The organism is Pseudonocardia yuanmonensis (assembly GCF_039542425.1).
Taxonomy (GTDB): Bacteria; Actinomycetota; Actinomycetes; order Mycobacteriales; family Pseudonocardiaceae; genus Pseudonocardia; species Pseudonocardia yuanmonensis.
The window spans coordinates 70,617-91,979 of sequence record NZ_BAABIC010000030.1 but is presented as its reverse complement, the minus strand read 5'-3'; the positions used below and the strand labels follow the sequence as shown (position 1 = coordinate 91,979).

The following is a 21,363-nucleotide window of genomic DNA, read 5'->3' as shown; positions in this document are numbered from 1 at the left end:
CGGGGGTCTCCGGGCGCGCCGCCGGGGTCTCCGGGCGCGCCGGGGTCTCCGGGCGGGAGGCCGGCGCGGGGCCGGGACGCGGACCCGGACGCGGGCCGGGGGTGGGCGCGCCGGAACGCGACGGGCCGGGGGTCGCACCCGGGGTCGGGCCCGGGGTCGGCGCGGAACCCTGGCCGGGACCCTGCGCGGGGCCGGACGGCCGGGCGCCGGGGCGCGGGCCGGCTGCGGCCGGCGACTGACCGGGACGGGGGCGGCTGCCGCCGCCGCCGGGGACCCCACGACGGGGGCCACCACCGTTGCCGGCCATCGAGTCGCGCAGTTTGCGCGCGACGGGGGCCTCGACGGTGGAGGACGGGGACTTCACGTACTCCCCGAGATCCGCGAGCTTGCTCAGGACCTGCTTGCTGGAAATGCCGAGCTCTTTCGCGAGCTCGTGCACGCGGGCCTTGCCTGCCACTGCTCTCCTATGTCTCCGAGAGGCCGGGCGGCAGGTGTCCGCTCGACCTCGAACCTAGAGTCGATGCACGTTCATGGTGCGATCTTCACGACTGGCTCATGACGGGTCGACCTTGTCTTCCGTGACTGACGGAACCGGGACTGTCCCGACTCCCCTCTGTTGCACCCCAGCGGGACCCGCCGCCGGAGCGGCGCGAGTCCCGTCGAGGTACGACCTGACCGCGGTCACCGTCAGCGGGCCCGGGACACGCAGTGCCCGCGGGAACGCCGACCGGCGCTCGGCCCGGTCGAGACACTCCGCGGCGGGATGCACCCAGGCACCCCGGCCGGGGTGGCGCCCGCGCGGATCCGGGACCAGGGCCCCGTCCACCGCGACGACGCGCAACAGACCGGTGGCCTGCTCCCGGGTGCGACACCCGACACAGGTGCGGACGGGGCCCTGCGCCCGGTTGCGGGCCGGTGACGAGTGTAGCGCGTCCTCCCTCAGCCGACCGACTCCGTCCCCGAGGTGCGCGCCACGGAGGACTCCTCCTCCGGGGCCGCGTCGATCTCGGTCCGGCCGGCCCGCGCACGGGGGTCCGCGTCGCTGCGGATGTCGATCCGCCAGCCGGTCAGACGGGCCGCGAGCCGCGCGTTCTGCCCCTCCTTGCCGATGGCGAGGGAGAGCTGGAAGTCCGGTACGACGACCCGCGCGGTCCGGGTCCGTGCGTCGACCACCGTGACGGACACCACCTTCGAGGGCGAGAGCGCGTTGCCGACGAACGTGGCCGGGTCCTCCGACCAGTCGATGATGTCGATCTTCTCGTCGTGCAGCTCGCTCATGACGTTGCGCACCCGCTGACCCATCGGGCCGATGCAGGCACCCTTCGGGTTCACCCCGGGGACCTTGGACCGGACCGCGATCTTCGAGCGGTGCCCGGCCTCCCGGGCGACGGCGACGATCTCCACCGACCCGTCGACCAGCTCCGGGACCTCCAGCGCGAACAGCTTGCGCACGAGATTGGGATGCGTCCGGCTCAACGTGATCTGGGTGCCGCGCATTCCCCGGCTGACGCCCACGACGTAGCAGCGGATCCGGTCGCCGTGCTCGTAGCGCTCCCCCGGCACCTGCTCGGTCTGCGGCAGCACGCCCTCGGTCTGGCCGAGGGAGACGACGACCACACCCCGGGCGTTGGCGCGCGCGTCGCGCTGGATCACACCGGAGACGATCTCGCCCTCCTGCGCGGCGAACTCGCCGTAGGTGCGCTCGTGCTCGGCGTCGCGCAGCCGCTGCACGATGACCTGGCGGGCGGTGGTCGCGGCGATCCGCCCGAAGCCCTCCGGGGTGTCGTCCCACTCGGGGCCGGGCTCGCCGTCCTCGCCGACCTCGTGGGCCATCACCCGGACCAGCCCGGTCTTGCGGTCGATGTCGATCCGCGCGTGCGCCTGGTGACCCTCGGTGTGCTTGTACGCCGTGAGCAGGGCGGTCTCGATGGCCTCGATGACCGTGTCGAACGGGATCTCCTTCTCCCGCTCGATGGCCCGCAGCGCCGCGATGTCGACGTTCATGCCTGCTCCTCGTTCCCCGGGTCCGCCCCGCCGGACCCCTCGAGCGCCTCGACCTCCGCCTTCGGCGGCGCCTTGAACTCCACCTGCACCACGGCGCGCGTCACGTCCGCGTAGCGCAGCTCGCGCGGCTGCGGCTTCTTCGCACCCGCCTCCACCACGGTGACCGACTCCGGCCCCGCACGCCCGACGCGCACGTCGAGCGTCTCGCCTCCGGCCAGTGTCACCCGGGCCAGGCGCAGGTGCGCGCGCCGCCAGTGCAGCGGCCGGGTGAGCGGTCGGTCGATGCCCGGGGAGGTCACCTCGAGCGTGTACGAGCCCGCGATCAGGTGCTCGTGCCGGTCCAGCTCCGCCGCCGCCGAGCGGCTGAGCCGGGCGATCGCGTCGAGCCCGACCGCGGTCTCCTCCGCGTCCTCGGGCACGTCGACGACCACCTTCACGGTGTGCTTGCGCCCGGCGGCCCGGACCTCGACGTCCTCGATCTCGAACCCGGCGTCCGCGACGACGGGTTCGAGCACACCGCGCAGCGTGCCGGTGAGCTGATCGGGGGCGGGGCTCGGCATGGATCTCCTTCGACGGCGACACGCAGGGTCGGACGGCCGTCCAGCCTATCGCGGACGACCGGAGGGACGGCCGGACCCGTGCCCCGCCGTCGCACCGGCGGCTGGCAGGATGCCGGGCTGTGCACCCCGGCCCCCCGCTCCCCCCGGCCGCTGCGCGGCTGACCCGCCGGCGGGCGCTGGCGCTGGGGCTGGCGGCGGGCGGTCTGGGGCTCGCCGCGCCGGTGCTCGCCGGGTGCGCGGCGGGGTCCGCCGACGACGGGCCGGACCCGCTGATCCCGCTGGTCACCCGCGCGCGGGCGGACGCCGACCTGGTCACCGCCGCGATCACGGCCGACCCGTCGCTGACCGCCCGGCTCGACCCGCTCCGCTCGGCGCGGACCGACCACGCGGACGCGCTGGAGAAGGAGATCGCCCGGGTCGCGGGCACCGCCACGCCCGTCCCGGCCCCGGCGCCGGCCACCCCACAGGCGGCCGCGGACCTCGAGGCCGTCCGCCGGGCCGTCGCCGACGCCGCCCGCGAGGCCGCCGGCCTGGTGAGCAGCGTCCCGACCGCGCGCGCCGGGCTGGTCGGCTCGGTCGCCGCCTGCTGCGCGGCCTACACCGCGGTGCTGGGGGCGCCGCAGACCTCATGAGCGTCCCGATCGACGACGAGGCGGTGAACGCGTTGCAGGGCGCCCTGGCCGCCGAGCACGCCGCCCTGTGGACGTACACGCTGATCCTCGCGTTCGTGCCCGACGACCAGGCCGCCGTCGCACGCCAGGACATCGCCGGGCACCGCACCCTGCGCAGCCAGATCGAGCAGACCCTCACGGACGTCGGGGCGCGGCCGGTGTCGGCGCAGCCGGCCTACGCCACCCCGGTACCGGTCACGGACGCGCTGTCGGCGGGGCGGCTCGCCGTGACCGCCGAGGCGGACGCACTGGCGGCCTGGCGGTCGGTGCTGGAGCACACGACCAACCAGCAGCTGCGGGTCGCGGCGCTCAAGGCGCTGTCCGAGGGCACGGTCCGCGCCTCCCGCTGGCGCGCCGCCACGGGAACCGCCCCCACCATCCCCTCCCTCCCCGGCATCGTCCGCTGAGACTCGCCGCGAGTCGCGCCCTCTTCTCCCGCGAGTCGCGCCCTGAGCTTCCGCGAGTCCCGCCCTGAGCTCCCGCGAGTCGCGCCCTGAGCTTCCGCGGGTCGGCGGTTCCGGGCGACCGAGTTGCTCTTCCCGGGACCTTCCGAGATGTGTGATTCGGTCGGCGGGAAGTGCCGACTCGCGGGGACGGGGTGGGCTCAGGTGAGGGCGGCGACGGCGCGGTCGACGTCGTCGTCGGTGCTGTAGAGGCCGAAGGAGAGCCGGGCGCCGCCGCCGCGCGCGGTCGCGACGATCCCGGCGTCCGCGAGGCGGCGGGCCGCGTCGGGCACCGCGACGTGCACGATCGCCGACCCCGCGGGCGGGAGGCCGAGGCCGGCGCGGAACCGGTCCGCCAGGCCCGCGCAGTGCGCCCGGACCGCGGCGAGGTCGAGCCCGGCGAGCCAGCCGAGCGAGTCCGCGGCACCGACGTGGCAGTACCAGGCCGGCGAGGTGTCCAGCCGGCGCGCCTCGGAGGCCAGCTTCGGCGGTAGCCCGGTGGTGCTGCCCCAGGCGTCCTCCGCGGCGTACCAGTTCGCGGCGTGCGGCACGAGCTCGAGATCCGGGTGCACCGCCATCCACGCGGCCCCGCGCGGGGCGAACAGCCACTTGTAGCAGGCGCCCGCGACGGCGTCGGCCCAGCCGAGGTCCAGCGGCATCCACCCGGCGGCCTGGGTGACGTCGAGCAGCACCCGGGTGCCGGACGCGCGGGCGGCGCGGAGTGCCTCGAGGTCGGCGAGCCGGCCGTCGAGGGACTGGACGACACTCACCGCGACGACGTCGGCCTCGGCCGCCCGCTCCCCCAGCTCCTCGAGCGGCACCTCGGTGACGGTGATCCCGCGACCCTGCACGGCGAACGGGTAGCTGACGCTGCTGAACTCGCCCTCGGCCACGAGGACCTGCGCGCAGTCCGGGGTCGCGGCGGCCACGAGCCCGACCAGGGGCGACACCGAGCCGGCGACGGCGACCCGGTCGGCGTCGACGCCCACGAGCGCGCCGAAGGCCGTGCGTGCCCGGGTCACCACACCGTCGAAGTCCGTGGCCCGGCCGGTCCCGTGCCGCCAGGCGTCGAGGGCGCGGTCGACGGCGTCGGCCGTCTCGCGCGGCGGTACCCCGACGCTCGCGGTGTTGAGATAGCCGTCGGGAACGTCGAAGATCCGTCCGAACGCCTCACGCACGCCCCGACACTACGGCCGCCCGGCTGAGCCCGTGGGCCGATTTCCGGAGGGTGACCGCAACTCCCGACTCGCGCCACCGGAACTCGCGACTCGCGGAAGCCCACAGCGCGACTCGCGGAAGCCCACAGCGCGACTCGCGGAGGTGGGGGGTGCTCGAGGAGTCGGCGGGTGTGCGAGGGGCGGCTCTCCTAGGGTCGGGGGATGCACACCGAGCTGATCGAGGTCCGCACCGGCGGCGAGGAGCGGGTCGTCGACCTGACCTCGCGGATCGCCGACCACCTGCGCTCCGTGGACGCGCGCGAGGGCCTGCTCAACGTCTGGGTGCCGCACGCCACCGCGGGTGTCGCCGTGATCGAGACCGGCGCCGGCAGCGACACCGACCTGCTCACCGCGCTGCGCGACCTGCTCCCCGCCGACGACCGCTGGACCCACCGCCACGGCAGCCCCGGCCACGGGCGCGACCACGTGCTCCCGGCGATCGTCGCGCCCTCGATGTCGGTCCCGGTGATCGAGGGCGAGCTCGCGCTCGGCACCTGGCAGTCGGTGTGCCTGGTGGACACGAACGTCGACAACGCGGTGCGCACGGTCCGGCTGTCCTTCCTGGCCGGCTGACCGCCGTCGGATCAGAGACCGCGGACCGTGCGGGCGGCGGCGGCGAGCCCGATCGCGGGGCGCATCTCGCGGAGCCGGTGGATCGCCGCGGTCTCCCCCTGCCGCCGGCGCACCTCGCGAAGCTCCGCGATCTCGTCCTCGTCGAGGTGCACGGGCAGGTAGGCGAGGGTGATGCGGCGCAACGGCTCCACCGTGAGCAGCGCCGCGGCGGCCACGACCCCGGCGGCGGTGTACTCGCCGGTCAGCACCAGGACGAGCGCGGCGGCCAGGCCGACCACCGGGACCGCCCAGAGCAGCCAGGGCATCCGCCGGCGCAGCGCGTCGTTCGCGTCCACGGCGGGAAGGACACCACACCGCCGCCCGGGCCGCCAGCAAGATCGTCCGGCACGATCCCACAGCAGGATCGGCGGGATCGCCGAGCAAGATCGCACAGGGGTCCGGTGCCCGCGCTAGTCTCCGCCGCGTGAACGGACCGGACGGGTCGGACGAGCCCCACGGGCCCGCGGACGGCCCGGATCCCGGGCCTGCCCCGGCCGCCGAGCAGCCGACCACCGCCGTCCCGGTCGACCGGGAGCCGACGGCGCCGCCGACCGAGACCGGCGTCCCCGCTGCGGACGCTCCCCACTACCCCGGCCAGCGTTACCCCGCCGTACCGGGACGCGAGGGCGAGCCCGAGATCCCGGGCGAGCAGCCCTGGGGCCCACCGCCCCCGTACGCCACCGCCCACCGGTCCTGGGCCCCGCCCGTCGAGCCGCGGGAGGAGCGCACCGGCCGCTGGATCGCCGGCCTCACCGCGGTGATCGTGCTGGCCCTCGCCGCGATCGGCGGCGGCGCCTGGCTCCTCGGCTCGGCCCTGTCGGGCCCGACGGTCCCCGCGGGCTACCGGCCCGTCGCCACGCCGTACCTCACCTACGCCGTCCCCGCCGACTGGACCCCGCTCGACGACGTCGCCGCGCGCGGGCTCGGCGTCGCCTTCACCGGCGGCGCGGACGCGGCCGGGTACGCCTGCCGCGGCGCCCCGTACAAACGCGGCACCGCCACCAGCGCGCTCGTCCGGGCTCCGGACGACCCGGCCACCCTCGCCCGCCGCTTCGCCGCCGAGTTCGGCCGCTCCTTCTACACGAGCACCGCGGGCCGGGGCCCGCGCGTCGAGGTGGGCCGGCCGCGGACCGTGGAGATCGGGGACGCGACCGGTGTCGTCGTCGAGGCCGTCTCGACCACCCCGGCCGACGACGGCTGCCTCGCCACCGGCGGCCGCACGCTCGTCCTGGCCGTGCCGGTGCCCGCGGGCGGCACCGCGCTCCTGCTCGCGAACGCCGATACGGCGGGTGGCCCGGCGACCCCGCCGCTCGTCCCGTCGCAGACGGTCGAGGACATCATCGGCACCGCCGCGCTGCCCGCCCGGTAACGTCGCCGCACCTCCGCCCGAGATCGGCGGTGGGTGGCGACGGTCCGGGCGGACCGGTTCCGGGCCTGCGGCGGCCACCGCAGCCGCGGGGTGTGGAGGGGGCACGGTGCAGGGCACGACGTTCGGCCCCTACACGATCGAGGAGCTGCTCGGCCGCGGCGGCATGGGCGAGGTCTACCGCGCCTTCGACACCGAGACGGACCGCGAGGTGGCGCTGAAGGTCCTGCCGCCCGCCCTGGCCGGCGACGCGGAGTACACCGAGCGCTTCCGCCGCGAGTGCCGGGCGGCGGCGCGGCTGCGCGAACCGCACATCGTGCCGATCCACCGCTTCGGCGAGATCGACGGCCGGCTCTACCTCGACATGCGGCTCGTCGAGGGCTCGGACCTCGGGACCTGGCTCGCGGCCCACGGGCCGCTCTCCCCCGCCGCGGCGGTCGCGGTCGTCTCGCAGGTCGCGAGCGCCCTCGACGCCGCGCACGCGGAGGGGATGGTGCACCGGGACGTCAAGCCGTCGAACATCCTGCTCGCCGGCGTCACCGACCGCGTCGACCCGGACGACGTGTTCGCGTACCTCTTCGACTTCGGCATCGCCAGCTCCACGGCGGCCGGCGAGGGCGGCGAGCAGCTCACCCGCAGCGGCACGGTGCCCGGGTCGGTCGCGTACCTCGCGCCGGAGCGGTTCCACGGCGTGCCGGCCGACCGCCGGGTCGACGTCTACGCCCTGGCCTGCGTGCTGCACCAGGCCCTGGCCGGGCGGCAGCCCTTCACCGGCGACCTGCCGACGCTGATGCACGCGCACCTCTCGGTCCCGCCGCCCCCGATCGGCCGCCCGGACGTCCCCGCGGCGCTCGAGGAGGTCGTCGCACGCGGCATGGCGAAGGACCCCGACCAGCGCTTCCCGACGGCCGGGGCGCTGGCCGCCGCGGCCCGCGCGGCGGTGGGCACCTCGGCCGGATCCGTGCCGACGGTCCCGCCCGCCCCGAGCGGCGAGCCCCGGACGTCGACCTTCGGCTCCGGCCCTCCGAACCCGCCGTCGCACCCCACGGCGGCACCCGCGGGGCCGGGATGGAGTGATCCCCGGCAGGCGCCGGCCGGTCCGGCGGGCTGGTCGTCGGCGCCGGACACGGTGGTGCGGCAGGGCTGGGATGCCCCGCCGCCCCGCAGACGCACCTCCCGAGCGGCGATCGCGGCCGTCGTCGCCGGGGTGCTGCTCGTGCTGGGCGGACTGGCGACGGCGGGGGTGCTGCTGGTCCGCGGCGCCTCCTCGGCGCCGACCCCCACCCCGACCGCGGCGCCGACGACCGCACCGACCGCGCAGAGCGTGGCCCCGACCCTCGCTGCGGGGTCCGGCGACGCCGCGCTCTTCGCCGACCTGCCGGCCGGGTTCTCCACCGCCAACTGCACGGCCGACGCCGGCACCGCCGGGACGATCGGCGCGGTGTCCTACCTGGAGTGCGAGAACGGCCCCGCCGACGGCCCGGACGGCGGCACCTTCACCCGGTACGCCCAGCAGAGCGAGCTCGACGAGGGCTTCGACGGGGCCGCGCGGTCGGCGAACGTCCCGCTCGTCGAGAACGGGCAGCACTCGAGCTGCAAGACCGGCACCACGATCGCCACGGGGTACAGCCAGAACGACAGGTTCGCCGGGCGGGTGGGGTGCTACGTCGACGCCGCGAGCGGCGCGGCCTACCTGTTCTGGGCGGACAACGCCGCCCTCGCCTTCGGCTACCTGCGCCGCAGCGACGGCGACATGACGGCGCTCTACGACTGGTGGAGCGCCAACGACTTCCGGGCCCCGGGGCGCTGAGGGTCTGTCAGGTGTTCGCCACCTCGAGGAACCGCTCGAGCTCGGTCCGGACGTCCGGCCCGCAGGGTTGGAACACGATCTCGGTGACACCCCGGGCGGCGACGTCCGCCAGCCGGCGCTTCAGCTCGTCACGCGTCCCGCTGAAGGTCACGTTCCGCAGCATGACGTGGCCGCCCGCCTGCCACGCCGCCCGGTCGGCCTCGCCCAGCTCGACGCAGTGGCCGGTGTGCACGGCGAGGTGCCGGCGGTGCTCGGGGGTCCGGTCGACGACGTCCATCCACTCCGCGCCTCCGGGCAGTTCCCGTACCGCGGGCGGGCCGCCGAACTCGTAGGCGCCGTGGTAGGCCAGTGCCCAGCCCGGTCCGGCCGCCACGCGGGCGTGCTCGGAGTCCACGGGCTCCCCCTCGTCGAGCACGGTGCCCCACACGAGGTAGGGCACCCAGGAGTACTCGCCGAGGAACTCCGGTAGCTGCAGCGTCACGTAGAGCCCGTCACCCAGCTCCCTGGCGACCTCGTGCCCCTTGGGCCCCAGGGCCCCGATGAGGACGGGCACGTCGACCGGTCGTGCGGGGGCGTGGCCGTCCGGGTGCAGCATCTGCATCTGCGCTCCCTCCCACTCGACGACCTCGCCGCGCAGCAGCGCCTTGTAGGTGCGGACGTAGGACTCCATGAAGGACCAGGGGATCGCGCGGTAGCCCATCGCCCGGCGCCCGGTGAACCCGGTGCCGAAGGAGACGGCCACCCGGCCCGGCGCCAGCGCGGCGAGAGTGGCGGTCGCGGCCGCGTTCACCATGGGGTGCCGCAGGGTCGGGACCAGCACGCCCGGGCCGAGGCCGATCCGCTCGGTCCGCTCGGCGGCGAGGGCGAGCGTCATCCACACGTCGGGGCTCTGCTGCGGCGTGTCGTAGACCCAGGCCCGCGTGTAGCCCAGCTGCTCGGCCAGTGCGATGTTGTCCGGTGAGTCCAGAGCGGTGGGGAACGCGCAGGACACCTCCATGAGGCCCTCCTCCAGGGTCGGGGCGGGCGGCTTCGCCCGGTTCGCCTCGCCGGTGTGACCCAGTGAACAGGAAACGCCGAGCGGACGGGAGGGCCGGAGCGGATCGACGCCCGCGGCGTCAGCCCACCTGCGAGAGCTCGACCATCTCCTCGCGCGGTACGACCTTGATCCGCTCGCGGCCGCGCTCCTCGCCGAGCCCACGCTCGTGCTTGTCGAGCTGCAGCCAACCGTCCCACGTCGTGTAGCGCACGCCGCGCTCCTCCAGCAGCTCGACGACGGCGGCCGGGTCCGGCACGGGGGCCCGGTCGAGGTCGTCGGCGTCGGCCAGCAGGCTGCCGACCGTCTCGAGGGCGCAGCCCTTGGTGTGCCCGATCAGCCCGACCGGGCCGCGCTTGATCCAGCCGCAGGCGTAGACGCCCGGGACGTGCTGGCCGTCGAAGTCGAGCACCCGTCCGGCGGTGTGCGGCAGCGTGCCGGAGAGTCGGTCGAAGGGCAGCTCGGGCAGCTCCGAGCCGATGTACCCGACGGCCCGGTACAGCGCCTGCAGCGGGTGATCGGTGAACACGCCGGTGCCGCGGACGCCGCCGTCGCCGGCGAGCTCCGTCCGCTCGGTGCGCAGCCCGGTGACGCGGTCGGTGCCGAGGACGGCGACCGGCGCGGCCAGGAAGTGCAGGTGCAGCCGGCGCAGCGCGGGGTCGTCGGCGGGGCGGCGGTCGCGCAGTGCCCAGTCCTGCAGGGTCCTGACGACCATCTGGGTCTGCCTGCTCTCCCGCAGCGTGGCGAGCGACCCCTCGTCGAACTCGACGTCCTCGGGGTCGACCACGACCTCGACGCCGGGCACGTGGTCCAGCTCCCGCAGCTCCATCGGCGTGAACCGGGCCTGGGCGAGCCCCCGGCGGGCGAAGACGTGGACGTCCGTGGCCCGGTTGGCGGCCAGCCCGCGGTGCACGTTGTCCGGGATCTCGGTGGCGAGCATGTCCTCGGCCTGCTTGGCCAGCACTCGCGCGACGTCCAGCGCGACGTTCCCGGCCCCGATCACCCCGACGTGCCGGGCGTCGAGCGACCAGTCGCGCGGGACGTCCGGGTGGCCGTCGAACCACTTCACGAACTCCGCGGCGCCGTGGCTGCCGGGCAGGTCGGTCCCCGGGATGTCGAGGTCCCGGTCGCGCTCGCAGCCCGTGGCGACCACGACGGCGTCGTACAGCGTGCGGACGTCGGCGAGCAGCAGGTCCCGCCCGTACGCGACGTTGCCGAACAGCCGGACCGCGGGACTGTCGAGCACCCGGTGCAGGGCGTGCACGATCTGCTTGATCCGCGGGTGGTCGGGCGCCACCCCGTAGCGGACCAGGCCGAACGGGGCGGGCAGCCGGTCGAACAGGTCGACCGTGCAGGGCGTGCCGGACTTCATCAGCATGTCCGCGGCGTAGATCCCCGCCGGACCCGCCCCGATGACGGCCACCCGCAGCGCCCGCGTCATGCCCACTCCCTCGCTCGCCGGATCGATCGACTCCGACGGTAGCGAAGAAAGGTGAGCCTTACCTAATGAGGACGATCACAGGTCCTCGTCGGTGGCGACAGCGGCCAGGGCGACCATCGCCACCCACGAGGGTCAGCCGCGGACCAGCGCGGCGAGCGCCTCGGCGACACCCTCGCGCGGGATCTCCGAGCGCTCGCCGGTGCGGCGGTCCTTGATCTCGAGCTTCCCCTCGGCCAGGCCCCGGCCCACGACGACGATCGTGGGCACGCCGATCAGCTCGGCGTCCGCGAACTTCACGCCCGGGCTGGCCTTGCGGTCGTCGAGGATGACCTGCAGGCCCGCGGCCTCGAGCTCGGCGGCCACGGCCTCGCCGCCCTCCAGCAGCTCCGTGCTCTTCCCGGCGACCACGACGTGGACGTCGAACGGCGCCACCGCGCGCGGCCAGACCAGGCCGGACTCGTCGTGGCTCTGCTCGGCGATCGCCGCGACCAGCCGGGAGACGCCGATGCCGTAGGAGCCCATGGTGATCCGGACGGGCTTCGAGTCGGGGCCGAGCGCGTCGAGCGAGAAGGCGTCGGCGTACTTGCGGCCGAGCTGGAAGATGTGCCCGATCTCGATGCCGCGCGCGGCCTCCAGCACACCGGTGCCGTCCGGCGACGGGTCGCCGGCGCGGACCTCGGCGGCCTCGATGGTGCCGTCCGGCGTGAAGTCCCGCCCCACCACGAGGTCGACGACGTGGTGGTCCGGCTTGTCCGCGCCCGTCACCCAGGCGGTACCGGTGACGATCCGCGGGTCGACCAGGTACTTCACGCCGTTGGTCTGCAGCGCGCCCGGGCCGATGTACCCCTTGACCAGGAAGGAGTTCGCGGCGAAGTCCTCGTCCTCGAGCAGGGCGACCTCGGCCGGCTCCAGCGAGGCCTCGAGGCGCTTCAGGTCGACCTCGCGGTCGCCGGGCACACCGACGGCCAGCAGCTCCCACTCGGCGGCGCCGGGCTGCTTCGTCTTGACCAGCACGTTCTTCAGCGTGTCCGCCGCGGTGAACGTGCGGTCGCCGTGCGCGTTCAGGAAGTCGACGAGCGTCTCGATCGTCGGGGTGTCCGGCGTGTGATGGACGACGGCGGCGGGCTTGTCCTCGATCGACTGGGCGGGCGGCGCGGGCGTGGTCACGGCCTCGACGTTCGCCGCGTAGCCGCCGGGGCCGCGCACGAAGGTGTCCTCGCCCGTCTCGGACTCGGCGAGGAACTCCTCCGACGCCGAGCCGCCCATCGCGCCGGACGTGGCCGCCACGATCACGTACCTCAGCCCGAGCCGGTCGAAGATCGTGACGTACGCCTCGCGGTGCTTGGCGTAGGACTCCGACAGCCCCTCGTCGGACAGGTCGAACGAGTACGAGTCCTTCATGAGGAACTCGCGGCCGCGCAGGATGCCCGCGCGGGGCCGCTCCTCGTCCCGGTACTTGGTCTGGATCTGGTACAGGATGACCGGGTAGTCCTTGTACGAGGCGTACTCGCCCTTCACGGCGAGCGTGAAGAGCTCCTCGTGCGTGGGGCCGAGCAGGTAGTCGCCGCCCTTGCGGTCCTTGAGCCGGAACAGGTTCGGCCCGTACTCGGTCCAGCGGTTCGTGGCCTCGTACGGCTCGCGGGGCAGCAGCGCGGGGAACTGGATCTCCTGGGCGCCCATGGCGTCCATCTCCTCGCGCACCACGTTCTCGATGCGCCGCAGAACCTTCAGCCCGAGCGGCAGCCAGGAGTAGACGCCCGGGGCGACGCGGCGGACGTAGCCCGCGCGGACCAGCAGCTTGTGGCTGGGCACCTCCGCGTCGGCCGGGTCCTCGCGGAGGGTGCGGAGGAACAGCGACGACATCCTGGTCAACACGCTGAGCAGGGTACTGAGAGGAGCTTGCGGAACGAACATCGGCACTGATGGCGTTCTCGGCGCCTCGTCCCGGTTCCGGCCATCTCAGAGTGAGACCTCCGCGGACCACCCGCCCCGCGTTCTGATGGTCCGGCCAGGCCGCGACGACGGTGTCCGGCCCCACCGAGAAGGACGGTGCCCCATGACCGCGACCGCGGAACGCGCCGAGCAGACCGGGCCGGCCGACCGGCCCTCCGCCGAGGAGCTGATCGCCCGCGCCGAGGCCCTCGTGCCCGTGCTGCGCGAGCGCGCCCAGTACTGCGAGGAGCTGCGCCGGATCCCCGACGAGACGATGGCCGACCTGACCGACGCCGGCCTGTTCGACCTGGTCGCGCCGCGCAGCCTCGGCGGGCACGGCTACGGGATGCGCGAGTTCGGCACGATCACCCGGATCCTCGCGCAGGGCTGCGCGTCCACCGCCTGGGTCTACTCGTTCCTGGTGGTGCACAACGTGTCGCTGGTCCAGGACACCCCGCACCTGCTGCGCGGGAAGGCCTTCGCCCCGTGCGCGCTGTCCGCCGGCTTCCAGGCCACCCCGTCCGGTACGGCGGTGCCCGTCAAGGGGGGCTGGCGGCTCACCGGCAAGTGGCCCTTCGCCAGCGGGATCATGAACTCGGACTACTCGCTGCTGATCACGACGGAGGACCGCGGCGACGGCAGCGAGCCCGCGCTGCTGGGCCTGGTCGTCGACGTCGCCGACGTGACGATCCACGACGTCTGGCATATGTCGGGCATGAAGGGCACGGGTTCCAACACCTTCTCCTGCGAGGACCTGTTCGTGCCGGCCGACCGGCAGTGGACGGTGTTCGGGCAGGAGCCGATCCATCCGCTCGACCACGGCGACGACCGCCCGCTCGAGGGCTTCTCCATGATCCGGATGTTCGACGTCCTGCTGGCCGCCGTCGCGGTCGGCAGCGCGGAGGCCTGCCTGGCCGACTACAAGCAGCGGATCCTGACCCGCACCGTCGGCTTCGGGCTCGGCCCGCAGCGCGAGCACCGCGAGGCCTGGGTGCGCTTCGGCGACGCCGTCACCCGGACCCGGATCGCCCGGCTCGTGTGGGACGAGACCCACCGCCTGGTCACCGAGCTCGCCGACGCCGGGGAGAAGGCGTCCCTGGAGCAGGCCTGCGAGCTCCGCATGGCGTCGCCCACCATCTGCCGGCTCGCCCGCGAGGCGATCGACACCATGCTCGACGGCGCCGGGTCCAGCGTGAACGAGCTGCGCAGCCCGTTCCAGCGCTACAAGCGGGACGTCGACACCCTCAAGAGCCACTCCTACCTGCACTGGGACGGCGCGGCGGTCACCGCGGGCGCGGCGCTCCTGGGCGTCACCGACGAGCCCGACCCCCTCCTGCTGGTGTGAGCTGCCGTGCGTGGTCGGTGGCGCTCCGGCACCGCCGACCACGCAGGGGGCGTCAGGCGATGCCGAAGCGGCGGATCTTGCGGTAGATCGTCGCCCGGGAGATGCCCAGGTCGGCGGCGGCGCGGTCCTTGTTGCCGCCGGCCTTCTCCAGGGCCGCCACGATCGCGTCCCGCTCCGTGCTCTCCAGCCGCGCGAGCGGGCGGGTCGGCGGTCCTGCCCGGTACCCCTCGGGCAGGTGCCGGACGCCGATGTCGAAGTGCATCGCCGTCACCACGGCGGTGGCCAGGACGCGGCGCAGCTCCCGGACGTTCCCGGGCCAGGGGTGGGCGCCGAGCGCGGTCAGGGCCTGCGCGGTGCACCGCGGCCGCGGCCCGTCGGCCGGGGCGAGCTCGCCGAGCAGGTCCTCGACCAGGCCGGGGAGGTCGGCCGCCCGGTCCCGCAGCGGCGGCACGGCCAGCGCGGCCCGGGCCTCGTCGAGCAGCCCACCGGGCCGCCCGTCCGGCCGGGTCGCGGTGAGGATCACCCGAGCGGCGGCATTGCCGACCAGGGCGGTCAGCGCGCCGTCGTCGTCGAGCTCCTCGGCGCGGCGCAGCACGACGGTCGCGTCCGGATCGGCCAGGGCGCCCGCCAGGTCCGCCGTCCCGCCTGGTGCGCGGCAGTCGACCACGGTGCAGGGGCCGCCGGCCGTGCGTTCGTGCAGCCACCGCGCCAGCCACACCTTCCCGACGCCCGGCTCGCCGTGCAGCAGCATCGGCCCGCCCAGCTCGGCCAGCCGGCGGGCCCGGCGGAGCACGTGCGCCCACCCCGAGGCGGGTCCCTCGACCGCCGGCCGGCCGGCGGCCGGGACCATGGTCACCACGACCCCGGCCGGCCACGGCCCGCCGCTGTCGACGGGGGCGCACCGGGCGTCGACGACGACGTCGCGGGTGAGGGTGAGCCGGCCGGTGATCTCCCGGCCGGAGGTCACCGCACCGCGGGCCCAGTCCCACAGCAGCGCGTGGTCGGCGGGCTCGAACAGCTGGGCGGCGGCCGAGTTGGTGAAGAGGAACTCCTCGTTGAGCGAGGCGACGGCCACGCTGCGCCGTCGCCGGGACCGCGCGACGAACTCCTCGAACAGCGCGCGCTCGTGCACGGTGGCCTGCTCGCGCAGCCGCACCTCGATCTCGCGGACCGCCTCGGTGAGCAGGGGCAGCAGCAGCTCGTTGGTGTCCCGCGAGGCGCAGGTCAGGTCGAGCACGCCCTCGAGCCGGCGGGACAGCGGGTCGAGGATCGGCACGCCGACGCAGGTGAAGTCCTGCATCACGTCCTGGTAGTGCTCGCCGCCGACGATCAGGGTCGGGCGGCGCTCCTCGACGACCGTGCCGAGCCCGTTCGTGCCGACCCGCTCCTCGTCGAGGCAGCAGCCGGGCGAGGCGGAGATCCGGTCCAGGCCGGCGAACAGCGCCGCGCGCCCGGCACCCCGCCAGAGGATCCACGCCTGGGCGTCGGCCAGCACCACGGCGGTCGACGTCCCCGCGAGCTGGCCGACGAGCCGGTCGAGCACCGGCTCGGCGGCCCGCAGCAGCCGGGGCGTTCCCGCCCGGTCCGGGTCGGCGGCGCCGACCGCCATCCGGCAGGGGTCGACGCCGGAGAGCAGCGAGCGCCGCCAGGACGCCGCGATCTCGGGCCGGACGAGCCCGTCCGGGGACGATCCGTTCTCGCCGGAGAGGATCCGCTCCCGCGCGCGGCGGATGAGCCGTTGGCCCTCCGGACTCCAGCGCGCCGGCGCCGGCCGCGCGCTGCGCCCGTACGCGACGATGCCGCCCGCGGGCGACGTCCCGTGCCCCACCCCGACCTCCTCGTCGGCATGCCGTCGTCTCCGAGCCTGCCTGCCGAACGGTCGTCAGGGCAAGCCCCTGACGACCGTCCGCCCCGACGCCGGGTCAGCCGCCGGCGGCCTCGCGGCGCTGCCGCGTGGTGCGGTGCTCGGGCTCGGTGTCGAACTTCGGGATCACGTGGTCGCCCATGAGCCGGAGCATGCGCAGCGTCTCCTCCTTGGACTTCACCCCGCGCAGCATGAGGAACTGGTCGGCCCCGGTGGCCTCCCACCGCCGCAGCTGGGCGACGACGTCGTCCGGGTCGCCGACGATCGCCGCGCCGAGCTCGAGGAACCCGTCGAGGGCCTCCTCGGTGAGCTCGGGCAGCACCTCCGGCCACACCGGGAAGCCCTCGGGCCGGGGGAAGGTGTCGTGGTACCGGAACACCTGCGACATCTGGTAGTGGTTGCCGCCGGCGAGGAAGTCCCGCCGGGCGGTCTCCCGGTCCTCGGCGACCGAGTTGAAGCCGTTGGCCACGATGAGGTTGTCGTTGACCCAGGCGCCGATCGGGTCGTCGCAGCGGGCCACGGCGTCCTTGTACGCCTTGATCGCGACCTCGGTCTTCGGGATCTCGTCGAGCGAGAAGCCCAGCGCACCCATTCCCCGCCGCCCGCACATCTCGAAGCTCGAGGTGTTGCCGGCGGCGTACCAGATCGGCGGGTGCAGCGGCCCGTACGGCTTGGGCAGGATCCGCCGCGGCGGCATCTCCCAGTACTTGCCGGAGAAACCCGGGTACTCGTCCGAGAGCCACATCTTCGCGAACTCGGGCACCGTCTCGAAGAAGATGTCCTTGGTCTCGTTCACGTCCGTGACGTCGGTGTGGAAGCCCATGACCTCGTGGCTGCCCGCACCTCGGCCGACGCCGAACTCGAAGCGCCCCTCGGTGAGGTGGTCGAGCATCGCGACCCGCTCCGCGATCGCCGCGGGGTGGTGCACGCGCGGCAGCGGGTTGAAGATCCCGGAGCCGACGTGGGCGCGGGAGGTGAGCGCGCCGAGCGCGCCGAGGAACACGTCGTTCGACGAGATGTGGCTGTACTCGTCGAGGAAGTGGTGCTCGGAGATCCAGATGTACTTGAAGCCCGCCCGCTCCGCGGCGAGGCACAGCTCCAGGTCGTCCATCAGCATGCGGTGCTCGGCGTACGGGTCGGTGCGCCGGTCGACGGGCAGGTAGCCCTGGGTCAGGAAGCCGAACTCCATCGTCGTCGCCTCCTCAGACCGCAGCCGCTGCCGGGACGCGGGACCGGACGAAGGCGCCGATCCGGTCGATCGCGGCGACGGCCTCGGGCAGCCGGTCGGCGAACATCTGGAACACGTGCACCATCTCGTAGCCGATCTGCAGGGTCGCCTCGCCACCGGCGTGGAGCACCCTGTCGGCGATCCGCACGGCGTCGTCCTCGAGGACCTCGCTGCTGCCCACCTGCACCAGCAGCGGCGGCAGCCCGGCCAGGTTCCCCAGCAGCGGCGACGCCCGGTGGTCGGCCGGGTCCGCGCCCTGCAGGTAGCCCTGCTGCATCTCGGTGAGCACCACCCGGCTGACGAGCGGGTCCACCGCCTCGCGCCCGCTCATCGAGTCCCCGGCCAGGGTGAGATCGGCCCACGGCGACATCAGGACGCCCGCCGCCGGGAGCGGGTCGCCGGCGTCCCGGGCCGCGGCGAGGACCGCCAGCGCCAGGCCGCCGCCGGCGGAGTCCCCGGCCACGACGAGCGACGCCGGGTCCACCCCGTCGGCGAGCATCCCGCGGTAGGCGGCGATCCCGTCGTCGTACGCGGCGGGGAAGGCGTGCTCCGGGGCGAGGCGGTAGTCCGCGAGGAAGACCCGCGCGCCGGCGGCCCGGGCGATCCGGGCGGCCAGGTCGCGGTGGCTGGTCGGTGAGCCGATCAGGTAACCGCCCGCGTGGAAGTGCAGGACGGTCGTCCCGGCGGACTCCGGGACCTCCACCCAGATGCCGCGCACTCCGCCGACGACGCCCTCGCTCAGCGTCGCGTCGGCGGCCGGGTCCGGGCACATGCCGTCGAAGCCCGTCCGCATCTCCTCGAGCGTCGCGTCCTCCCGCAGCCAGCCCGCGTAGGCCGCCGCGGCCAGCTCGTTCACCCGTGCCGAGACCATCGGTCCTCCCTCACGTCGAGACGGGCCACGCCGCCCGCCCGTCGAAGGTCACCAGCCCGCGGGTCCGCCGGGAGGTCTCACTCTGAGATCGGCCGGTCTCAGAGTGAGACCTCCGCGCCGTCGGGGCGCCTGCCTAGCGTCGGGAGCGGGACCGGCGGCGTGGCCGGTCCGTCGGATCGATCGGGACGGTGGTGGACCCATGGGACGCATGGACGGCAAGGTCGCGCTGGTCACCGGGGCGGCGCGCGGGCAGGGTCGCTCGCACGCGCTGCGCCTGGCCGAGGAGGGGGCGGAGATCGTCGCCGTCGACCTCTGCGCGCAGATCGAGTCCGTGCCGTACAGCATGTCGCGGCCGGAGGACCTCGCCGAGACGGCCAAGCTGATCGAGGAACTGGACCGGCGGGTCGTCACCCGGGAGGCCGACGTCCGGGACTCGGCCGCGCTCGACGCCGCGGTGCAGGCGGGCCTCTCGGAGTTCGGGCACATCGACGTCGTGTGCGCCAACGCGGGCATCTTCAGCTACGCGCCCGCGTGGGAGATGACCGACCAGATGTGGGACGAGATGCTCGCGGTCAACGTCACGGGCGTGTGGCGGACCCTCAAGGCCGTGCTGCCCTCGATGATCGAGCGCGGCCAGGGCGGGTCGCTGGTGCTCACCAGCTCCACGGCCGGGCTGCGCGGCTTCGCCAACATGGTCCACTACACCGCGGCCAAGCACGGCGTCGTCGGGATCATGCGGACGATGGTCCAGGAGGTCTCGCAGTACGGGATCCGGTGCAACACCGTGCACCCCACCGCCGTGGACACGGACATGATCCAGAACGAGCCGATGTACAAGCTCTTCCTGCCCGACGCGAAGCCCGAGGAGCTCACCCGGGAGCGCTACGGCGAGGCCTTCCAGGCGCTGCACACGATGCCGCACCCCTGGGTGGAGGCGCGCGACATCTCCAACGCCGTGCTCTGGCTGGCCTCGGACGAGTCCCGCTACGTCACCGGCCAGACCCTCGCCGTGGACCTCGGGTTCCTCGAGAAGGTGTAGGCGCAGCCCCGTCGCCCCGTGCGTGGTGAGCGGTGCTCCGGCACCACTCACCACGCTCGGCGGAATGGGAGCTGCGGGGGCCTGGTTGGGCCGGGTATGACCGACGCCACGGACTTCGACCCGCACGCGCTGCTCGCCGAGAGCCGGCTCGGGGTGCTCGCCACCCTCAAGAAGGACGGGCGGCCGCAGCTCTCCCCCGTCACCCCGTTCTACGACCGGGACGCGGGCATCCTCTACGTCTCGATGACCGAGGGCCGGGCCAAGACGGCCAACCTGCGGCGGGACCCGCGGGCCGCCCTCGAGGTCACCAGCGCGGACGGCTGGGGGTGGGCCACCGCCGAGGGCACGGCCACGCTCACCGGGCCGGGCACGGACCCGGACGGGCCGGAGGTGCAGGCGCTGGTCGACTACTACCGGGCCGCGGCCGGGGAGCACCCGGACTGGGCGGAGTACCGCACGGTCATGGTCGCGGACCGGCGCGTGCTGATGGCGCTGACCGTCGAGAGGGTCTACGGCGCCCGCATCCGGTAACCCGACACGGGCACATTCCTCCACCGCGGAGTGAACGCCGCGTCGCGTCCTCGGAGTTCCTCGCTCCTCGTGGTCGCATTCCTCCCGGACACGGACACCGGGGGGAGCGGACATGCGGATGGGGAAGCTGTCGACCACGGTCGGGCGACTGCTCGTCACGGTCGGTGCCGGGCTGGTCCTGCTGGCACCGGCCGCGGGCGCTCAGCCGCTCGTCCCTCCCCCTCCCCCGCCGCCGCCCGAGCAGCCCGAGCGGATCGTCGAGTCGCTCGGCGAGGCGGTCGAGGTCGCCCCGGGCGTCACGCACCGGGACATCACGACGACCACCGCGGCCGGCAAGGTCATGGGCGACGTCGTGGAGGTCGACCTGACGGCGCCGGGGGTGCGGGCCGACCTGCTCACGCCCGGCGCCGTCGCCGCCCGGGCACCGGTCAAGGGCATGGCCGACGGCAGCGGCGCCGTCGCGGGGATCAACGGCGACTTCTTCGACATCGGCCGCACCAGCGCGCCCGCCGGTCCGGCCGTGCGGGACGGCCGCTTCCTCAAGGCCGCCGTGCCGCAGGGCCGCCGCGCCGCCCCGGCCGTGCCGGGCGCCGAGATGGACTACGTGTTCGCCGTCGGGACGGACGGGGTGGCCCGGGTCGACCGGCTCCCGCTGCGCGGCGAGGTCCGCCGCACCGGGATCGAGCGGGTCTCCTACACCGGTGCGACCGAACAGGACTCCCTGCCGATCGTGGCACTCAACCAGCACGCGGTGCCCGTGAACGGGATCGGGGTGTTCACCTCCGACTGGGGGGACGTCGACCGCGCCCGCACCCTCTGCGGCTCCGACACCGACCGGGACGCCCCGTGCGCCGCCGACACCGCCGAGGTCGTGGTCCGCGACGGGGCCGTGACGGCGGTCCGCGCGCCCGGCCCGGGCCGGCTGCCCCCGGAGGAGACCGCGCTCGTCGGGCGCGAGCAGGGGGCGGTGGCGCTGCGCGGCCTGAAGGTCGGTGACCGGGTGCGCGTGGACTACGCCCTGGTGCCGGCCAGCGGGGTCGCACCGCGGATGGCCGTGGGCGGCAGCCCGATCCTGCGCGACGGAGCCCCCACCGAGCGGCTCGACGACCGCGCCCGCGCCCCGCGCAGCGGTGCCGGGGCCACCGCGGACGGGCGCCGGATGCTCCTCGTGACGGTGGACGGCCGGCAGTCCGACAGCGTCGGCGCCACCCTGCTGCAGTTCTCGAACCTGCTGCGCGAGCTGGGCCTGGACGACGCCGTCAACCTCGACGGCGGCGGCTCCTCCACCCTCGCCTACCGCAAGGACGGCGCCGCGGCGACGACCGTGGTCAACGACCCGTCGGACCCCTCGCCACGCCTGGTGCCCAACGGGATCGGGATCTACGCCGGGTAGGGG

General features: G+C 74.8%; 21 protein-coding genes. 9 read left to right on the top strand and 12 right to left on the bottom strand.

Annotated features, from left to right (window positions below; all coding sequences use genetic code 11):
• From ABD990_RS30710 to rimP, 4 genes are all read right to left on the bottom strand, one after another.
• The coding region (locus ABD990_RS30710; protein WP_345384280.1) for a translation initiation factor IF-2 N-terminal domain-containing protein at positions 1-457 on the bottom strand (457 nt) is incomplete at its 3' end.
• Positions 458-553: 96 nt separating this feature from the next.
• Positions 554-943 (bottom strand): YlxR family protein, encoded by a 390-nt coding sequence (locus ABD990_RS30705; RefSeq protein ID WP_345384285.1) that lies wholly within the window; start codon positions 941-943, stop codon positions 554-556.
• A complete protein-coding gene (gene nusA / locus ABD990_RS30700) occupies positions 940-2,004 on the bottom strand; it encodes a transcription termination factor NusA (protein WP_345384279.1) in 1,065 nt (354 codons plus the stop codon). Before nusA ends, ABD990_RS30705 begins: the two co-directional genes overlap by 4 nt.
• On the bottom strand, positions 2,001-2,564 hold the full coding sequence (rimP, locus tag ABD990_RS30695) for a ribosome maturation factor RimP (RefSeq protein ID WP_345384278.1): 564 nt from the start codon (positions 2,562-2,564) through the stop codon (positions 2,001-2,003). Before rimP ends, nusA begins: the two co-directional genes overlap by 4 nt.
• A 119-nt stretch (positions 2,565-2,683) precedes the next feature.
• On the opposite strand from rimP, the gene ABD990_RS30690 reads away from it, so the two are divergent.
• Positions 2,684-3,196 carry a hypothetical protein gene (locus tag ABD990_RS30690; protein ID WP_345384277.1) on the top strand — a complete coding sequence of 171 codons (513 nt, stop codon included), beginning with the start codon at positions 2,684-2,686 and terminating at the stop codon, positions 3,194-3,196.
• Positions 3,193-3,642: a ferritin-like domain-containing protein gene (locus ABD990_RS30685; RefSeq protein WP_345384276.1), complete on the top strand. Its 450-nt coding sequence runs from the start codon at positions 3,193-3,195 to the stop codon at positions 3,640-3,642. Before ABD990_RS30690 ends, ABD990_RS30685 begins: the two co-directional genes overlap by 4 nt.
• A gap of 197 nt (positions 3,643-3,839) precedes the next feature.
• On the opposite strand, the gene ABD990_RS30680 is transcribed toward ABD990_RS30685, so the two are convergent.
• Entirely contained in the window at positions 3,840-4,856 is a 1,017-nt protein-coding gene (locus ABD990_RS30680; protein ID WP_345384275.1) for an aminotransferase class V-fold PLP-dependent enzyme, read from the bottom strand.
• Positions 4,857-5,057: 201 nt separating this feature from the next.
• Here ABD990_RS30680 and ABD990_RS30675 point away from each other — a divergent pair, with 201 nt between their 5' ends.
• The gene (locus tag ABD990_RS30675; RefSeq protein ID WP_345384274.1) at positions 5,058-5,468 is read left to right on the top strand and encodes a secondary thiamine-phosphate synthase enzyme YjbQ; all 411 of its coding nucleotides are present in this window, start codon (positions 5,058-5,060) and stop codon (positions 5,466-5,468) included.
• An 11-nt stretch (positions 5,469-5,479) separates the two neighbouring features.
• Here ABD990_RS30675 and ABD990_RS30670 read toward each other — a convergent pair whose 3' ends face one another.
• On the bottom strand, positions 5,480-5,803 hold the full coding sequence (locus tag ABD990_RS30670; protein ID WP_345384273.1) for a hypothetical protein: 324 nt from the start codon (positions 5,801-5,803) through the stop codon (positions 5,480-5,482).
• Positions 5,804-5,931: 128 nt separating this feature from the next.
• Between ABD990_RS30670 and ABD990_RS30665 the strand changes: the two genes are divergently transcribed.
• Together ABD990_RS30665 and ABD990_RS30660 are read left to right on the top strand one after the other, a co-directional pair.
• Positions 5,932-6,876 (top strand): DUF8017 domain-containing protein, encoded by a 945-nt coding sequence (locus tag ABD990_RS30665; RefSeq protein ID WP_345384272.1) that lies wholly within the window; start codon positions 5,932-5,934, stop codon positions 6,874-6,876.
• Between the two features lie 106 nt (positions 6,877-6,982).
• Positions 6,983-8,683: a serine/threonine-protein kinase gene (locus ABD990_RS30660; RefSeq protein WP_345384271.1), complete on the top strand. Its 1,701-nt coding sequence runs from the start codon at positions 6,983-6,985 to the stop codon at positions 8,681-8,683.
• A gap of 7 nt (positions 8,684-8,690) precedes the next feature.
• Here the strand turns inward: ABD990_RS30660 and ABD990_RS30655 are convergent, their stop codons facing one another.
• The 3 genes from ABD990_RS30655 to ABD990_RS30645 all read right to left on the bottom strand — a co-directional run bounded on the left by ABD990_RS30655 (position 8,691) and on the right by ABD990_RS30645 (position 13,032).
• The gene (locus ABD990_RS30655; RefSeq protein WP_345384270.1) at positions 8,691-9,680 is read right to left on the bottom strand and encodes an LLM class flavin-dependent oxidoreductase; all 990 of its coding nucleotides are present in this window, start codon (positions 9,678-9,680) and stop codon (positions 8,691-8,693) included.
• Positions 9,681-9,798: 118 nt separating this feature from the next.
• Complete coding sequence (locus tag ABD990_RS30650; RefSeq protein WP_345384269.1) at positions 9,799-11,157, bottom strand: FAD-dependent oxidoreductase; 1,359 nt, start codon at positions 11,155-11,157, stop codon at positions 9,799-9,801.
• Between the two features lie 132 nt (positions 11,158-11,289).
• A complete protein-coding gene (locus tag ABD990_RS30645; RefSeq protein WP_345384268.1) occupies positions 11,290-13,032 on the bottom strand; it encodes a proline--tRNA ligase in 1,743 nt (580 codons plus the stop codon).
• Positions 13,033-13,213: 181 nt separating this feature from the next.
• Here ABD990_RS30645 and ABD990_RS30640 point away from each other — a divergent pair, with 181 nt between their 5' ends.
• A complete protein-coding gene (locus ABD990_RS30640) occupies positions 13,214-14,434 on the top strand; it encodes an acyl-CoA dehydrogenase family protein (protein WP_345384267.1) in 1,221 nt (406 codons plus the stop codon).
• A gap of 52 nt (positions 14,435-14,486) precedes the next feature.
• On the opposite strand, the gene ABD990_RS30635 is transcribed toward ABD990_RS30640, so the two are convergent.
• From ABD990_RS30635 to ABD990_RS30625, 3 genes are all read right to left on the bottom strand, one after another.
• Entirely contained in the window at positions 14,487-16,262 is a 1,776-nt protein-coding gene (locus ABD990_RS30635) for a sigma-54-dependent Fis family transcriptional regulator (RefSeq protein WP_345384266.1), read from the bottom strand.
• 94 nt (positions 16,263-16,356) lie between these two features.
• Positions 16,357-17,487 (bottom strand): LLM class flavin-dependent oxidoreductase, encoded by a 1,131-nt coding sequence (locus ABD990_RS30630; RefSeq protein ID WP_345384265.1) that lies wholly within the window; start codon positions 17,485-17,487, stop codon positions 16,357-16,359.
• Between the two features lie 13 nt (positions 17,488-17,500).
• Positions 17,501-18,397 carry an alpha/beta hydrolase fold domain-containing protein gene (locus ABD990_RS30625; RefSeq protein ID WP_345384264.1) on the bottom strand — a complete coding sequence of 299 codons (897 nt, stop codon included), beginning with the start codon at positions 18,395-18,397 and terminating at the stop codon, positions 17,501-17,503.
• 199 nt (positions 18,398-18,596) lie between these two features.
• On the opposite strand from ABD990_RS30625, the gene ABD990_RS30620 reads away from it, so the two are divergent.
• The 3 genes from ABD990_RS30620 to ABD990_RS30610 all read left to right on the top strand — a co-directional run bounded on the left by ABD990_RS30620 (position 18,597) and on the right by ABD990_RS30610 (position 21,360).
• Positions 18,597-19,436 (top strand): mycofactocin-coupled SDR family oxidoreductase, encoded by an 840-nt coding sequence (locus ABD990_RS30620; protein WP_345384263.1) that lies wholly within the window; start codon positions 18,597-18,599, stop codon positions 19,434-19,436.
• A gap of 96 nt (positions 19,437-19,532) precedes the next feature.
• Complete coding sequence (locus ABD990_RS30615; protein ID WP_345384262.1) at positions 19,533-19,967, top strand: PPOX class F420-dependent oxidoreductase; 435 nt, start codon at positions 19,533-19,535, stop codon at positions 19,965-19,967.
• Between the two features lie 112 nt (positions 19,968-20,079).
• The gene (locus ABD990_RS30610) at positions 20,080-21,360 is read left to right on the top strand and encodes a phosphodiester glycosidase family protein (RefSeq protein ID WP_345384261.1); all 1,281 of its coding nucleotides are present in this window, start codon (positions 20,080-20,082) and stop codon (positions 21,358-21,360) included.
• Positions 21,361-21,363: the final 3 nt, after the last annotated feature.

Bases quoted from the DNA above. Each gene is read 5' to 3' on its own strand.
- nusA (WP_345384279.1), bottom strand. From the start codon at position 2,004: ATGAACGTCGACATCGCGGCGCTGCGGGCCATCGAGCGGGAGAAGGAG.
- rimP (WP_345384278.1), bottom strand. From the start codon at position 2,564: ATGCCGAGCCCCGCCCCCGATCAGCTCACCGGCACGCTGCGCGGTGTG.
- ABD990_RS30685 (WP_345384276.1), top strand. From the start codon at position 3,193: ATGAGCGTCCCGATCGACGACGAGGCGGTGAACGCGTTGCAGGGCGCC.
- ABD990_RS30675 (WP_345384274.1), top strand. From the start codon at position 5,058: ATGCACACCGAGCTGATCGAGGTCCGCACCGGCGGCGAGGAGCGGGTC.
- ABD990_RS30655 (WP_345384270.1), bottom strand. From the start codon at position 9,680: ATGGAGGTGTCCTGCGCGTTCCCCACCGCTCTGGACTCACCGGACAAC.
- ABD990_RS30650 (WP_345384269.1), bottom strand. From the start codon at position 11,157: ATGACGCGGGCGCTGCGGGTGGCCGTCATCGGGGCGGGTCCGGCGGGG.
- ABD990_RS30640 (WP_345384267.1), top strand. From the start codon at position 13,214: ATGACCGCGACCGCGGAACGCGCCGAGCAGACCGGGCCGGCCGACCGG.
- ABD990_RS30630 (WP_345384265.1), bottom strand. From the start codon at position 17,487: ATGGAGTTCGGCTTCCTGACCCAGGGCTACCTGCCCGTCGACCGGCGC.
- ABD990_RS30625 (WP_345384264.1), bottom strand. From the start codon at position 18,397: ATGGTCTCGGCACGGGTGAACGAGCTGGCCGCGGCGGCCTACGCGGGC.
- ABD990_RS30620 (WP_345384263.1), top strand. From the start codon at position 18,597: ATGGGACGCATGGACGGCAAGGTCGCGCTGGTCACCGGGGCGGCGCGC.
- ABD990_RS30615 (WP_345384262.1), top strand. From the start codon at position 19,533: ATGACCGACGCCACGGACTTCGACCCGCACGCGCTGCTCGCCGAGAGC.
- ABD990_RS30610 (WP_345384261.1), top strand. From the start codon at position 20,080: ATGCGGATGGGGAAGCTGTCGACCACGGTCGGGCGACTGCTCGTCACG.